At 41.2% G+C, this 14677-nt stretch carries 9 protein-coding genes; all 9 read left to right on the forward strand.

The window, feature by feature from the left end; genetic code table 11:
• Positions 1–167: 167 nt before the first annotated feature.
• The 9 genes from KMW37_RS07495 (at position 168) to KMW37_RS07535 (ending at position 14618) form a co-directional block, all read left to right on the forward strand.
• Positions 168–1481 carry a Gfo/Idh/MocA family protein gene (locus tag KMW37_RS07495; RefSeq protein ID WP_215223997.1) on the forward strand — a complete coding sequence of 438 codons (1314 nt, stop codon included), beginning with the start codon at positions 168–170 and terminating at the stop codon, positions 1479–1481.
• 318 nt (positions 1482–1799) lie between these two features.
• Positions 1800–2420 carry an RNA polymerase sigma factor gene (locus KMW37_RS07500; protein ID WP_215223998.1) on the forward strand — a complete coding sequence of 207 codons (621 nt, stop codon included), beginning with the start codon at positions 1800–1802 and terminating at the stop codon, positions 2418–2420.
• A 9-nt stretch (positions 2421–2429) separates the two neighbouring features.
• Positions 2430–3488 carry a FecR family protein gene (locus KMW37_RS07505; protein ID WP_215223999.1) on the forward strand — a complete coding sequence of 353 codons (1059 nt, stop codon included), beginning with the start codon at positions 2430–2432 and terminating at the stop codon, positions 3486–3488.
• A gap of 159 nt (positions 3489–3647) precedes the next feature.
• On the forward strand, positions 3648–7034 hold the full coding sequence (locus tag KMW37_RS07510; RefSeq protein WP_215224000.1) for a SusC/RagA family TonB-linked outer membrane protein: 3387 nt from the start codon (positions 3648–3650) through the stop codon (positions 7032–7034).
• A gap of 12 nt (positions 7035–7046) precedes the next feature.
• Complete coding sequence (locus KMW37_RS07515; RefSeq protein WP_215224001.1) at positions 7047–8504, forward strand: RagB/SusD family nutrient uptake outer membrane protein; 1458 nt, start codon at positions 7047–7049, stop codon at positions 8502–8504.
• 256 nt (positions 8505–8760) lie between these two features.
• Positions 8761–10215 (forward strand): RagB/SusD family nutrient uptake outer membrane protein, encoded by a 1455-nt coding sequence (locus KMW37_RS07520; RefSeq protein ID WP_215224002.1) that lies wholly within the window; start codon positions 8761–8763, stop codon positions 10213–10215.
• A 294-nt stretch (positions 10216–10509) separates the two neighbouring features.
• Positions 10510–11940, forward strand: a complete 1431-nt coding sequence (locus KMW37_RS07525) for a sulfatase family protein (RefSeq protein WP_215224003.1) — start codon at positions 10510–10512, stop codon at positions 11938–11940.
• Positions 11930–13069: a family 43 glycosylhydrolase gene (locus tag KMW37_RS07530; RefSeq protein ID WP_215224004.1), complete on the forward strand. Its 1140-nt coding sequence runs from the start codon at positions 11930–11932 to the stop codon at positions 13067–13069. Before KMW37_RS07525 ends, KMW37_RS07530 begins: the two co-directional genes overlap by 11 nt.
• A gap of 28 nt (positions 13070–13097) precedes the next feature.
• Positions 13098–14618: a sulfatase gene (locus KMW37_RS07535; RefSeq protein WP_246581389.1), complete on the forward strand. Its 1521-nt coding sequence runs from the start codon at positions 13098–13100 to the stop codon at positions 14616–14618.
• The last annotated feature ends 59 nt before the right edge of the window (positions 14619–14677 follow it).

Genomic DNA, 14677 nt, shown 5'->3' on the forward strand with positions numbered 1-14677 from the left:
TAGAAATAGCAAGAGAGATAGGCAGGGTGTGCTTCCTGAAAATATTATCCTTTCTATCAAGAAATTTTGCCTTTTATGTAGGTTTGTACTTAAAATTTTAATTTTAGCCTTATATTATTTTTCAATTTGATAAAAAGTGTAGAATAATTAACAATAACCCTATTGAAATGAATGACAATAAATCATCCAAGGGACTAAAAAAGTCCGACAGAAGAGATTTTTTGAAATCATCCTTACTGGCATTAGGAGGAATAGCCATAGTGCCACGCCATGTACTTGGAGCAGGCTACACAGCCCCCAGTGATATGGTCAACCTTGGCGTAATAGGCCTTGGTAAGCAAGGGGGAATTCTTAGCAATGCATTTTCAGGTCAGAAAGGCGCCAGAATTATTGCTGGTGCTGATGTATGGAGTACCAAGAGAGAATGGTTCAAAGGCTTTGTTGCTGAAGCCTATGCCAAGCATGATGTAAAAGTGAAACCTCAGGATGTAATTACTTACAGCAATTATAAAGAATTGCTTGAAGATAAAAACATAGACGGTGTGATTATAGCTACCCCAGATCATTGGCATGCATTAAATGCTGTTGATGCCATGAAGGCGGGGAAGGATGTATATTGTGAAAAGCCGCTTACCCTAAAAATAGATGAGGGTATTAAAATGGTGGACACTTCCAGAAAAACGAAAAGAGTTGTGCAGACAGGTAGTATGCAGCGTTCTTGGGATGGATTTGTCAAGGGCTGTGAGTTGGTGAGAAATGGATATATTGGAGAGGTCAAGCAAGTTTTGGTACAAGTAGGAGCTCCTTCCAGACCATACGATTTACCGAAGGAGGCCTTGCCTTCAGAGGTAGATTGGGACCAATGGTGTGGCCCTGCTCCAATTTTAGGTTATCACCATACCATAGCTCCAGCTGTTAATGAAACTTATCCTGATTGGAGACTTTTTGATGAGACCGGCGGAGGGATATTGACTGATTGGGGTGCGCATATGTTTGATATAGCTCAATGGGGCTTGGGCATGGATCGTACAGGACCGGTTAAGTTTATTGCTCCTTCCGGAGTGTCCAATCCTCAGACTGGTCTCAAAATGTACTATGAAAATGGTATTGAAATGATTCATCAGGATTTTGGGCGTGGTTTCGGAGTAAGATTTATTGGTACTGAGGGAAGCCTTGATGTCAGTCGGAGCTATATGGATCCATCCAATGTTTCTCTTAAGGATATCGAATTGAAGGTCGATGATATCCGTTTGGCTAATCCAGATGGAGATCATTACAAAAACTTCTTGGAATCAATGAAGTCAAGAAAGCAACCACATTGTGATGTGGAAATTGGTCACCGCTCTGCAACCATCGGTAATATTGCGAATATCGCTTACCGTTTGAATAAAGACCTGGACTGGGACCCTAAGAAAGAGAAGTTTATAGGAGATAAGGAAGCTAACAAAATGATGGGTTATAAGTATAGAAAAATGGGGTGATAAAATTATTGGATAGTCGTTAGGATTGTAAACAGCCTTGTCATTTGTCAAGGCTGTTTTTTTGTCCAAGCATTTTTTGGAAAGGCAGGAATAGCATGTTTTTTTCTAATGAGCTATAGAAGTATGATTTTGTTAGCTGTTATTATGGTAGAATTTGCAATGGTTTTTTATGGATTTGTTAAAGATAACGTTTGCAAAATGTGTAGTATGAAAAAGTTTTGATTGGTGTGATGTTTTTTTCGATTTGATGGGGTTATTTTTCTTAATTTCTATCTCTTTATGCTGTATGTTGGCAGGATTGCCAAAATAAATTTTGATATGGAACCCATCAAATCACCCGAAATAACCGATTCTTCCCAAAGGAAGTTTACTGAAAAGGACTTCCAAAAAATGCCAGATGACCTTATTTGGAAGTCCTTTTGTAAGGGAAATGAATCTACTTTTAATTATATCTATAAAAATTACGCCTCTGATCTTTATGCTTTTGGATATCAGTTTTGTGGCGATTCCCATTTGGTAGAAGATTGCATCCAAAATGTTTTTATCTACCTAAGAAGAAAAAGGAGCAGTCTGTCAGATGTAAAGAGTATTAAGTCCTATTTATTCAGATGCATTCAAAGTGAAATTATCAAAAGACTCAAGGAGAGGGGGATCCTCGTTGATATGGACCATTTACAATATAAAAAGGCCTTCAGCATTAGTCTTTCACCAGAAACCATACTGATTGAATCGGAATCCCAAGAGCGGAAAAAAAAGATGGTCAATCTAGCATTGGATAAGCTTACTGTAAGACAGCGACAGGCCCTGATTCTCTTATATGAGGAGGAAATGAGTTACAGTGAAATAGCTGAAGTTATGGGCTTTAGTGAGGTGAAATCGGCAAGGAAACTCGTATACAGGGCACTTGCTAGCTTGAAAGAAGTCATTAATCCATTTTAATGTCATACCATGGATAAGGAAAGAAATATATTGAAATATAAAGATTATGATTTGGAGGACTTTCTAGGAGATGAATATTTTATTTCCTGGGTAAAGAATCCAATTGGAGAAAATAATCATTTTTGGGACAAGTGGATCGCTGAAAATGGAGATAAAAGTGAAATGGTAATGCAGGCAGTTACTATTATTCGCTCTTTGACCTATGATAATAAGCCAAACTTATCCGATAAATCCTACTTGGACATATTTGAAAATATACTGAAGTCGGAACCTAGAATAGATAATACAGTACCAAAGAAAGTACAGAGTCCTAAGTCAATATGGAAAACTCTTTTCGGTTTTCAAAAAGTAGCAGCAGCCATATTATTGATTTTTTGTGCTTGGGTGATCATTGATATTTATTGGACGGACGAAGAAACTGAACCTGTTCCGGCGAAATGGGAGGTTCGTGAAAACCCAGCAGGAGTGAAGTCCACCATTAAAATGGGGGATGGTTCCATTGTCAAGCTGAATGCCAACAGTAAGCTAAGTTTTTTGGAAAAATTCTCTGACAGCCTAAGGATGGTAAAACTGGAAGGGGAAGCATTTTTTGATATTGAAAAGGATGGAAGACCTTTTATTGTGGATTTAGGAAGTACCAATGTGGAAGTGATGGGAACTACCTTTAATGTTAAAAAAAATGAAGATGGTAGTTTATCAGTGGCCTTGCTTACTGGTAAGGTGAAAGTGAAAGATAGGACTGGTAATCAGGTGATTCTTCATCCCTCTGAAATGCTCGAGATCAATCCTGAGGGCAAGCTTTCAATCATTCCTTTTGATGCCTTGGAAATTACAGGGTGGAAGGATAAGATATTGGTTTTCAAAAACAGTAACAAAACGGAGGTCGTCCAAAGGATCAGTGATTGGTACGGTGTAGAGGTCGAAGTTAATGAAGGGATCAAGGACAACTGGGCCTATTCAGGAGAATACCATAATGAGTCCCTGGAAAATGTTTTGGAAGGTATAAAACGAACTTTGAATATCAACTATAAAATCAGCGGAAAGAAAGTGAAATTAATTAAAAATTAACCCTAAATAACCTTTAGCCATGATGAAAAACAACTCAAGTTAACAAAGAAACAGATAGAATTCTGGGGAGAATTCCATCTGTCCTTACTCTTCCTGTCCTATGCTTTGGTCGGTTCAGACAGGATGCTTAAGCAGTTATTACTTAAACACTTTAAAACTATGGAAAAAAAAATACTGAGACAACTAATAATGATGTCCATGAGAGTTTTATATGGCTTTCTTATACAGCTGATATTCTGTTCGGTATTGTTGGCCAACACCAGCAATGCACAACGGAAAACCATTGAAGATGTCCGTGTGGAATTGCAGGTTCAAAACAAGAGCCTCCGGGCGGTTTTCAACGATATAGAGCAAAAAACAGACTTTAGATTTACTTTCGACGCCAATCATATCGACACCTCTTCCCGATTGGGGACTATTTCCCACTCAGGAACAGTTTATGATTTGCTGGTAACCTTATCACGTCAGACAGGCCTGAGCTTTACCCAGATTAATGATAATATTCATGTAAATGCCAATTCCCAAAACACAGCTGTAGCTATAGCCGAAGCAGAAGAAATCAAAGTTTCGGGGAAGGTAGTAGATGAAACAGGAAGCGATATGCCTGGTGTCACTGTAAAAGTGGAAAGTACCGGGCAAGGCACAGTGACAGATTTGGATGGCAAATACCAAATTGTGGTGGAAGAAGGCGATGTGCTGATTTTCTCATTCATTGGTTTTGTGAGCCAAAGAAGAGAAGTAGGCAATCAATCCATCATAGACGTTGTAATGAAAGAGGACACGCAAGCCTTGGAAGAAGTCGTGGTGGTAGGATATGGTACCGTAAAGAAAAGTGATTTGACTGGATCTGTGGTCTCCTTAAGATCTGATGAACAGAATCAAGGTGTCAATACCTCAGTGGACCAATTGCTAAAAGGAAAGGCCGCGGGAGTGAATGTGGTGCAAAACAGTTCCGAACCTGGTGGGGGGATTTCTATCAGCATACGTGGTGCCAGCTCCGTAAATGCAGGAACAGGCCCGCTTTATGTTATTGATGGTTTGCCCATTGATAATAGCGCCATGACAACTGGCGGAGGTAGCAATTATCCAAGTGTTCGTACGCCTACCAATCCTTTGGCCGCGATCAACCCTAACGATATTGAGTCCATTGAAATCCTGAAAGATGCTTCGGCTACCGCCATCTACGGTGCCCGTGGCGCCAATGGGGTGATCATGGTGACCACCAAGAAAGGTAAGTCAGGGCAAATGAGAATCAATTATGATGGCTATGTAGGGGTGCAAAGTGTGGCGAGAAGACTGGATGTACTGAACGCAGAACAATACCAAATGGTCATGAATGATATCATTGCTGATGGAGGAGGAATAGCGGATCAAATGGTCGATGTAATAGAAGATGGTGGAACGGACTGGCAAGATGAACTTTTTCGTTCAAATGCTCCAGTAACCAATCAAAATCTATCCTTCTCTGGTGGGAATGAAAAGACGAATTATTTTGCTGCATTGAACTATTTTAACCAGGAAGGTGTGGTCAAAAGTTCTGCCTTTGAACGCTACAGTGCGCGCTTGAACTTGGAGACCAAATTTTCAGACCGCTTGACCTTGGGGATGAATTTAAATGCCTCATTCAGTGAAAACGATCAAGTTCCTGCCCAATCTTTTGGTGTGAATGAAAACAATGGAGCCTTGTATGCGGCTTATAACTTTGATCCTACATTAAGTATATACGGGGATGATGGGCGCTACAGAATCTCTCCTTTTATCTCTATTGATAATCCTCTGGCCATAGCCTATGGGAAAAATGCCATGATCGAACGGTATAGAAATATGGCGGTGGCTTATGCCGACTATAAAATCCTTCCGGAGTGGTCTGTTAAATTGAATTTGGGTACAGATGTGACCAATCAGCGAAGAGATGTTTATATAGACCGTTCGACAAAAGACGGTTTGGCCAATGGCGGGATAGCTACGATTTTACAAGAGCGTCAATCCAATTATTTGATGGAGTTAACGACTACTTATGACAAGACTTTCAATGATCACCACTTCACCGCAGTAGCAGGGGTGACCACGCAGAAATTTGCCAGTGCCAATACCACCAGCCATGGCAAAAGTTTTCCTTCTGATGCGACAGGAACCGATAATATAGGCCTAGGTGATCCTACCCAGTTCAATATCAATAGCTTCCGGGCAACCAACCGCTTGCTTTCTTATCTAGGTAGGGTCAATTATACCTTGATGGATAAGTATTTGTTTACAGGAACACTACGTATAGATGGCTCATCCAGATTTGGTGAGAATAATAAATTTGGTTATTTCCCCTCAGGAGCTTTTGCTTGGAAGGTAAATGAAGAAGCTTTTATGCAGGATTTGGAAACCCTGAGCACTTTGAAATTCAGGGCCAGCTGGGGACAGACAGGAAACCAGGAAATTGGCAATTACCTTTCCATTAGTACTTTCGTTCCAGGACCAGATGCCGTTTTCAATGATCAAAAAGTATCCACCACCCAGCCAGCGCGTATTCCCAACTCTGACTTGAAGTGGGAAACTACCGAGCAGTGGGATATTGGTTTGGACTTTGGCCTCTTTAGGGACCGGATTTTTGGTAGCTTGGATTATTTCAGGAAAAACACCTTTGACATGCTCCTTTATCTACCAATTCCTACTTCTACAGGATATACCAATAGGATCACCAATATTGGGAGTGTGAAAAATTCAGGTATTGAAGCAGCGATTACTTCAGTGAACTTTGACGGAGAGTTTTCTTGGACCACTACCCTTAACATGGCAACTGTGAAAAATGAGGTGACCAGCCTTGGCGGTGTAGACCAGATTATTGGAGGAAGCGCGGGTTTTGCTAACCAAATTTGGATTATCAAGGAAGGTTTACCGATGTATTCATTCTATGGTTACCAAGTTGATGGTGTTTGGCAAGAAGGTGATGACTTTGACCAAACTACCGATAATGTAGCCCCTGGAGATTTGAAATTCAGAGATTTCAATGGAGACCAGACTGTCAATGCAGACGATAGAGAAGTGTTGGGCAACTCTTTTCCAGATTTCAACTATTCCATTGCTAATACCTTTGAATACAAAGGCTTCAGCTTATATGTTTTCTTTGAAGGGGTGCATGGTATCAGCATGTTGAACAATAACTTGGTCGACACTTATTTCCCGATCAATTTTAGAAGAAACAAGTTTGCAGAACCATATCTCAACAGATGGACGCCAGAAAATCCTTCCACTGTATACCCTTCCTTTGTCAATCCAACGGCACAGGGACAGAAAGAAGTTAATTCCTACACTGTACAGGATGCATCTTATTTGCGCTTGAATACCGTGACCCTTAATTATAACATCCCAATGTTGCAGAGCAATACTTTCCGTTCTGCGCAGGTGTATGTAACGGGAACGAACCTATGGACTATCACCAATTATGATGGGGTGGATCCTGCTGTCAATCCAAACGGCAATGCCAATATTAGGATTGATTATAATGCTTATCCTACAGCTACTACGTTTTTGTTAGGTGTAAAACTTGGGTTTTAAACAGAAAGGGACATGAAAGCTATGAAAATACTTAGCATTATCTTGGCTTCAGTTTGTATGACCCTCGGTTCATGTTCTGACCATTTGGAGGAGGAAATATTCTCTCAAATGGCACCCGGTAATTTCCTTACAACTGAGCAAGGAATCAAATCTGTATTGTTTTCAGCTTATGCAGATCAAGCGATAATTGGAAACAGGGGAAATGTTATTTTGCACGCAGAAGAATGGAGTACGGACATCGAATGGGAAACCGGAGGAGGAGCAAATAGAACAGCTTCTCTATTTATCAATTACACATGGGATCCATCTGTAGATATCTTTATGAATATGTGGTCATCGCAATATACAGCTATTCGAAATGCTAATATTGTGTTGGAGAATATTGGTAATGCCGAGATTCCTCAGGGAGACAAAGACCTTTTAGCTGCTGATGCGATGTTTATCAGAGCCATCAGCTATTTCCGACTCTATAACTGGTTTGGTACCGTTCCTCTGAGGACCAGTACTACTGATGAGCTTGCCCTTTCTAGGGCCAGTTCAGATGAGTTAGAGCAGTTTATTATTTCAGAATTAGAGGCGTGTATTGATGGTTTGCCAGCTCCAGGGCAGGAAGAAAGCTATGGACGGGCCACAAAAGGAAGTGCAAGAGCGGTTTTGTGTAAGTTCTTGCTAAATACTAAAAAGTGGCAGGAATGTGTAGAGGTAGCCGATGAACTTATAGGTATGGGGAATTATAGCTTGTACCCTAGTTTTGAAGAGCTTTTCAAGGTGCATAATGAGAATAATAATGAATTTATTTTCGTGAATGCCGCGATACCCAATGGGCCTGGGAATGAGCATATGAATGGGGCTTTTCCGATTAATTTTGCACAGGATCCTAGGACTGGTTTGACTTTCCTAAATAGTTGGAGAAACTGGGCAAGACAAGACCGCTTGTTGGATGGGTTTTATGATTCATTTGAAGAAGGAGATCAAAGGAAAAATTTAATAATATCAGAATATATTAATGCCAAGGGTGAAATGGTATCCCTTTTAGGGAATAATAATACCCGTTCATTTAAATATTGGCCAGATCCAAATGGTCTGGGCAATTCCCATGGAAATGATATTCCTGAGATTAGGTTTGCAGATATTCTTCTTGCCAAATCAGAGGCATTAAATGAACTGAATGGCCCCAATCAAGAGTCCATAGATCTTTTAAATCAAATAAGAAAGAGAGCTGGACTCAATGAATTGGAGTTGTCAGGTTTTTCTACAAAGGAAAGTTTAAGGCTTCATATTTTGGATGAGCGTGCCTGGGAGTTTTATTCTGAGAGAAAGAGAAGGGAGGACCTGAAGCGAATGGGGATGCTCATCAAAGATGCCAATGATAGAGGTGTTACAGTTGCAAAGAACACACATGTGTTATTCCCGATTCCCCAGGCAGCAATGGATTCTAACCCAAATTTAGTTCAAAATGAAGGTTATTGAAAAATTGAATGTCTTTAGGATTTGGTCATTGATCAGGGAAAAAGGTGGAGTAAATCTTATATACTCACAAAGTGAATATTGGAACTTGTCTGATTGCTTATTTGGAGAAATAGTTTTTGCAGAATATTGAGCCAGTTAATTATGGCTTTTAAATGGGGGGACTCATTTCAATGTTCAAAGGAGCAAATAATTTATTTAAAGAACCAAAAATGAATCAATGGCACAAAGGCAAAACAATAAATAAAGAAGATAAACTATGAAAATATTAAAATATAAACTCTTCGCACTGAGCTTGGGGATATTGTGCAGTTGTTCGGATATCTTGGACGAAGAACTATTTTCTCAAATGGCTCCAGAAAACTTCCTGACGACCCAGGAAGGGATTAAGTCTACTTTGGATGCCGCCTATGCAGAAGGATACCTCAATGGGTATTCGCATCATAGTGTGCGTAATATAGAAGAGTGGTGCACGGACATCGAATGGGAAACGGGAGGCGGTGAAAACCGAACTGCAGTCCTAATGATTAATTTTACCTGGGATGCTTCTGTAGGTTGGATGTACGGTGATATGTGGCTGAAGCCTTACCGGGCTATCCGAAATGCCAATGTTGTCCTCGAAAATGTTGAGGTAGCAGAAATTGGTGATGATTTAAAGCGTACCTATGCTGCAGAAGCCAGGTTTATTAGGGCTTTGAGCTATTACTATTTGCATTCTTGGTTTGGCCCAGTACCCATTAGGCAAAGTTCTGAGGATGAAATATATCTTCCAAGACCTTCTGAGGAGGAGATTCGTCAATTTATCGAATCTGAATTACTGGCAGTAATTCCGGATTTGCCCGCTCCGGGTGAAGAGCAAGCTTATGGTAGAGTGACCAATGGCGGAGCCAGAGCGCTTTTGACCAAATTCTACCTTAATACCAAACAATGGCAAAATGCCGCTGATATGGCCGAGGATGTAATAAATATGGGAGAATACAGTTTGTATTCAGATTATGCGATGCTTTTCAGAGTGGAAAATGAGCAAAATCAGGAATATATACTTTCCTACCCACAAATCCCCAATGGTCCAGGCAATAACTATATCAATGGTGCATTTCCAGGTGGGTTTGCAAATGATCCAAAAACGGGCTTGACCTTTATTAACTCTTGGAGGAATTGGGCTGCACAGTACCGCTTGTACGATAGCTTCTATAATTCATTTGAGGAAGGTGATAAAAGAATGGACCTGATCATTGACAGTTATGTCAATGGACAAGGCAACACGGTTTCCTTATTGGACAATAATAATACCCGGTCTTTCAAGTACTGGCCTGATCCCAATGGTTTAGGCAATGAGCACGGCAATGATGTACCTGCAGTCCGTTATTCGGATATTTTGCTGAGCAGGGCTGAGGCCCTTAATGAGCTCAATGGCCCTAACCAAACCTCTATTGACCTTATCAATATGGTCAGGGACCGTGCTGATTTAGATCCATTGCAATTGAGTGATTTCACTTCCACTGAACAGCTTAGGGAGCACCTGCTCAATGAGCGGGCATGGGAGTTTTATACAGAAGGAAAAAGAAGGGAAGATCAGATAAGGATAGGGACATTTGTTTCCTCTGCGGTCGATCGTGGTATCACCAATGCCAAACCTACTCATATACTTTTTCCAATTCCTCAAGCAGCCTTGGATGCCAACCCACTTCTGGTCCAAAATGATGGCTATTAAAAAGGAAAACAAAGTGCCAATATCTTAATGTTGGTATCATGATATTGGTATTAAGATGTTTCAATCTAAGTAAGTAGGCTTTGAATCCATGGTGTCAGTATTTACCGGCACCATGGGTTTGAGCTTACTCAATAGAGTTTTAGTGGGTATTCTGAAGGCAATTGACGAAAATGTTGCAAAATTTGAATATAAATTAAGATTGTTTAAGTCCCTGATTTCAGAACTTTGAAAATATAGAGAACCGTTGATTTTTGGTTGGCCACCTGCCAGAAATTATTAAAATATTAACCCTAGATGACCATAAAACACAACCACAGCAGTCAAGGCTTTTTAAAAGTCAATTTATTAGCAGTGATTCTATTTTTTATCGGAACAGCTTTGACTTTTGAGCTTAAGGCTCAAGAAAAACCCAATATGATAGTGTACTTGTCCGATGACCTGGGCTATCTTGATGTGTCAGTCTATGGAGCAGAAGTGGTCAAAACACCTACTTTGGAAAAGCTGAGTGAGGAAGGAATGACCTTTAGTAATGCCTTTGTAGCTTCTCCATCCTGTGCTCCAAGTCGAGCAGCCTTGCTCACAGGCTTGATGCCTGCCAGAAATGGTGCAGAAACCAATCATTCTTTTCCGACAAAAGGGATTCCATACCTGATACAAAACCTGAAAGAAAACGGTTATTCTGTGTATGCCTTTGGGAAGGTGGCCCACTATGGGGGAAATAAGAAATGTGGTTTTGACTTTCACCATGATCAGCAAGTCAATCTTTACCAGAATATCAGCCAATACTTTGATTCTACTAAAGTGGAGGGGCCGGTTTGCATTTTTGTTGGAGATAGGCGGCCACATGTTTGGTGGACGGAAGAAATGGATTATGCCCCTGAAGAGGTGGATTTGCCTCCCTATTTTATTGACACCAAAACTACTCGGGAACATCGGGCGAGATATTATACCGATGTGAGCGGAATGGACAGTGAAATGGGGCAGGTTTTGGAATACTTGGGTAAAATGATGGGGGAGAATATCCTCACCCTTTTTACCAGTGATCATGGTGCTCAGTGGCCTTTTGCAAAGTGGAATCTTTATGATGCAGGGATCCGGACGCCTTTGATCGTAAAATGGCCAGGAGTAATTGAGCCTGGAAGTAAGACAGCAGCCATGGTCAGCTGGGTGGATATTTTGCCGACCATGCTGGATATTTCTGGATCAAAGATTCCAGCTGACTTGGATGGAAAACCATTTACGGATGTACTCAAAGGAAAAACGGACCAATTCAGAAATTTAATTTATACCACGCATAGCGGAGATGGCAACTTCAATGTCTATCCCATTAGAAGCATTCGGGATGAAAGCTATAAGTTGATCATTAACCTGGTTCCGAATGCCCTTCATACGAATCATTCCGATATTTTGAGGAAAGATGGGGCAGGAGCCTATTGGGACAGCTGGGATGAAGAGGCTGTTCACAATCCACTGGCAACGGCTATTGTTCAAAAGTATTTTGTCCGCCCAGAAATGGAGTTTTATGATCTGGCCAATGACCCCAATGAACAGTACAATCTTGCTGATGACGCCAAGTACCAAGCTTTAATTGGTAAGATGGAAAGCCAATTGAAAAGATGGATGGAGGAGCAAGGGGACCAGCAAAAAGTCTATCATAAACCTTACCCAGCCAATGGGCCTAAACCTAATGCCAACACGATTGAAAAAAGAAAAAATGATCAATAAGAAAAATATACTTGTGGCCTTGGTAAGCTGTTTGATGACTGTTCCTGTTTTTGGACAGCAAGATAAAAAGGCTGCCTTTGAATCACATGACCAAGCGATCTACCTTAAAGACGGATGGATCCGAGATCCTTATATTCTGTTGGATAAAGATGGTTACTATTATTTGACCGGAACTACTCCTTTACCGAATGATCCTAGAGAAACTACAGAACCCTATAATACGGGGTTGGATGCCCAAAATAGGGAACTTTTTGGAAGCCCGAGCATTGTGGGACATAAGGTCAGGGTTTGGAGAAGCAAGGACCTTTTTGAATGGGAATACCTTGGAGAACCATTCGATTTGGCCGAAGGGTATTGGGCGACAAAAATGCCGGATAAATTGAATGAAAAGCCTGCCAGCGACTGGAGGTTATGGGCTCCAGAAGTATATCATGTCAATGGGCAGTGGATCTATGTACACACCTCTCCTGATCCAGTTCAAGGTGGGGCCAACTTGGCCATTTCAGAAGGGAATCACATGTCCGGACCTTTTACTTTTCCTATGGGAGATGATATGCGGAATAAACATGATCCGAGTTTGTTCAGAGATGATGATGGTACTTGGTATTTGCTCTGGGGAAATACATTTATTGCACCTATTAAACCTGGCTTTAAAGGATTGGCTGCCGAGCCTAAGCGCATTGATCCAGCCAACAGAGTGATTGGACATGAAGGTGCTACCTTAAGAAAAATAGGAGACAAATATGTGCATTTTGGCACGGCTTGGTCCACCGACAAGATGCGGAAAGGCTCCTATAACCTTTATTATTGTACTTCTGACAATATTACTGGACCCTATGGGCCAAGGAAATTTGTAGGCAGGTTCTTGGGCCATGGCACCCCTTTTCAGGACAAAGAAGGGAGATGGTGGTGCACGGCTTTTTATAATGGAAATGTCCCACCAGTAGACCTTGAAGGAATTCAGCAACATGATTTGGGAGAAACTGCCCAAACTATCAATGAACAGGGAACGACCATTGTACCCTTGGAGGTGAAAGTTCTGAATAATGGCGAGATTTATATCCGTGCTATTGATCCAAATTATGCTATTCCTGGACCTGATGAAGCACAGTCTTTTGATAAGAAATAATTTATAAAACCAATACAGAGCAATTAGAATGAAAACTACTAAAAACCAGAGTTTTACTTTTTTAGCTTGTGGGATGCTGCTGGCTTTAATGTCTTTTGCCATTAGTCCATTACATGCCCAACAAGAAAAACCGAATATCCTTTTAATCCTGGTCGATGACCTGAAGCCCAATTTGGGGGTTTATGGTGATCAACACGCCATCAGTCCCAATATCGATGAATTGGCGAATAGCGGAATGCGTTTTGATCAAGCTTATTGCAATCAGGCGGTTTGTGTGTCTTCCCGATACAATTTGATTTTGGGTTCTAGATCTACCAGCACAGGACTTTATAATTTCGGAAAGGAATTTAGGGATGTAATTCCTGATGCAGTGACCATGCCCCAGTATTTCAGATCAGCTGGGTATACGGCGGAATCCATGGGAAAGGTCTTCCACATAGGTCATGGCAATACCAATGATGAAGTTTCTTGGAGTATTCCCCATTGGAAGGAGAAAGTGATCGAATATGTGGATCCAGAAAGTACCCAAGGCCAGTTGACAAGGGAAGAGGCATATTTCGAAAATACTCCGATGTATATCAAAGACACTCCCCCAAATCATGAGCTGCCAAGGGGAGCAGCTTGGGAAAGTCCTGATGTTACCGATGAGGCTTATGCAGATGGTCGGGTGGCACGTCATGCCATAGACCGTTTGCGTTACCACAAAAGCCATGACGACGAACCTTTCTTTATGGCAGTAGGCTTTGCCCGTCCACATCTTCCTTTTAGTGTGCCAAAAAAATATTGGGATCTATATGAACCTGAAACCCTTCCTCTCGCGGATTATCAAAAAAGTCCTGAAAATGCACCTGGCTTTGCCATGAAACACGGAGGTGAAATCAACCAGTTTTTTCCTATTCCCACTCAGCAGGAATTGTTTGAAAAGGATCTGCAGCGCAAATTGGTTCATGGTTATTATGCCAGCCTGAGCTATATGGATGCCCAGGTAGGCAAGGTGCTCAAAGAATTGGAAAGACTGGGACTCGATGAAAATACGATTGTAGTGCTTTGGGGTGACCATGGTTGGCATTTAGGAGACCATGGCATCTGGACAAAACATACCAATTACGAACAGGCCAATAGAATTCCGATCATCTTCAGGGCCCCAGGAGTCACTTCCGCAAAAAGCAGTACCAAGCAGTTTGCTGAGACAGTGGATATCTTTCCAACTTTGGCAGGACTAGCAGGCTTGGATAGACCAGATGTGCCACAGCCTATAGATGGAATCAATTTGATGCCCACCTTAAAAAATGGAGGGAAAATCATCAAAGACCACGCCTATCACGCGTTTAATCGAGGAGGGTATTTGGGAGAAGCTATCCGGACCGATCGTTATCGAATGGTGCGATGGACCCATATGAAGGACAAAAATAAAGCGGTAGAATATGAATTGTACGATTATCAAGATGATCCCAAGGAAACCAAGAATATCGCCACAGATGAACCGAACATTGTCAAAGAATTGGAGGCCAAACTCGATAAATATCCGAAAGCGATTGGACTACCTTAAACAATCAATTCTCCCCAAAAATAATAGGGAAAAGTGCAGCTGTTAGATTTCTTGAAATT

Origin of the sequence: Echinicola shivajiensis, assembly GCF_018642165.1 — a bacterium.
GTDB classification, from domain to species: Bacteria; Bacteroidota; Bacteroidia; order Cytophagales; family Cyclobacteriaceae; genus Echinicola; species Echinicola shivajiensis.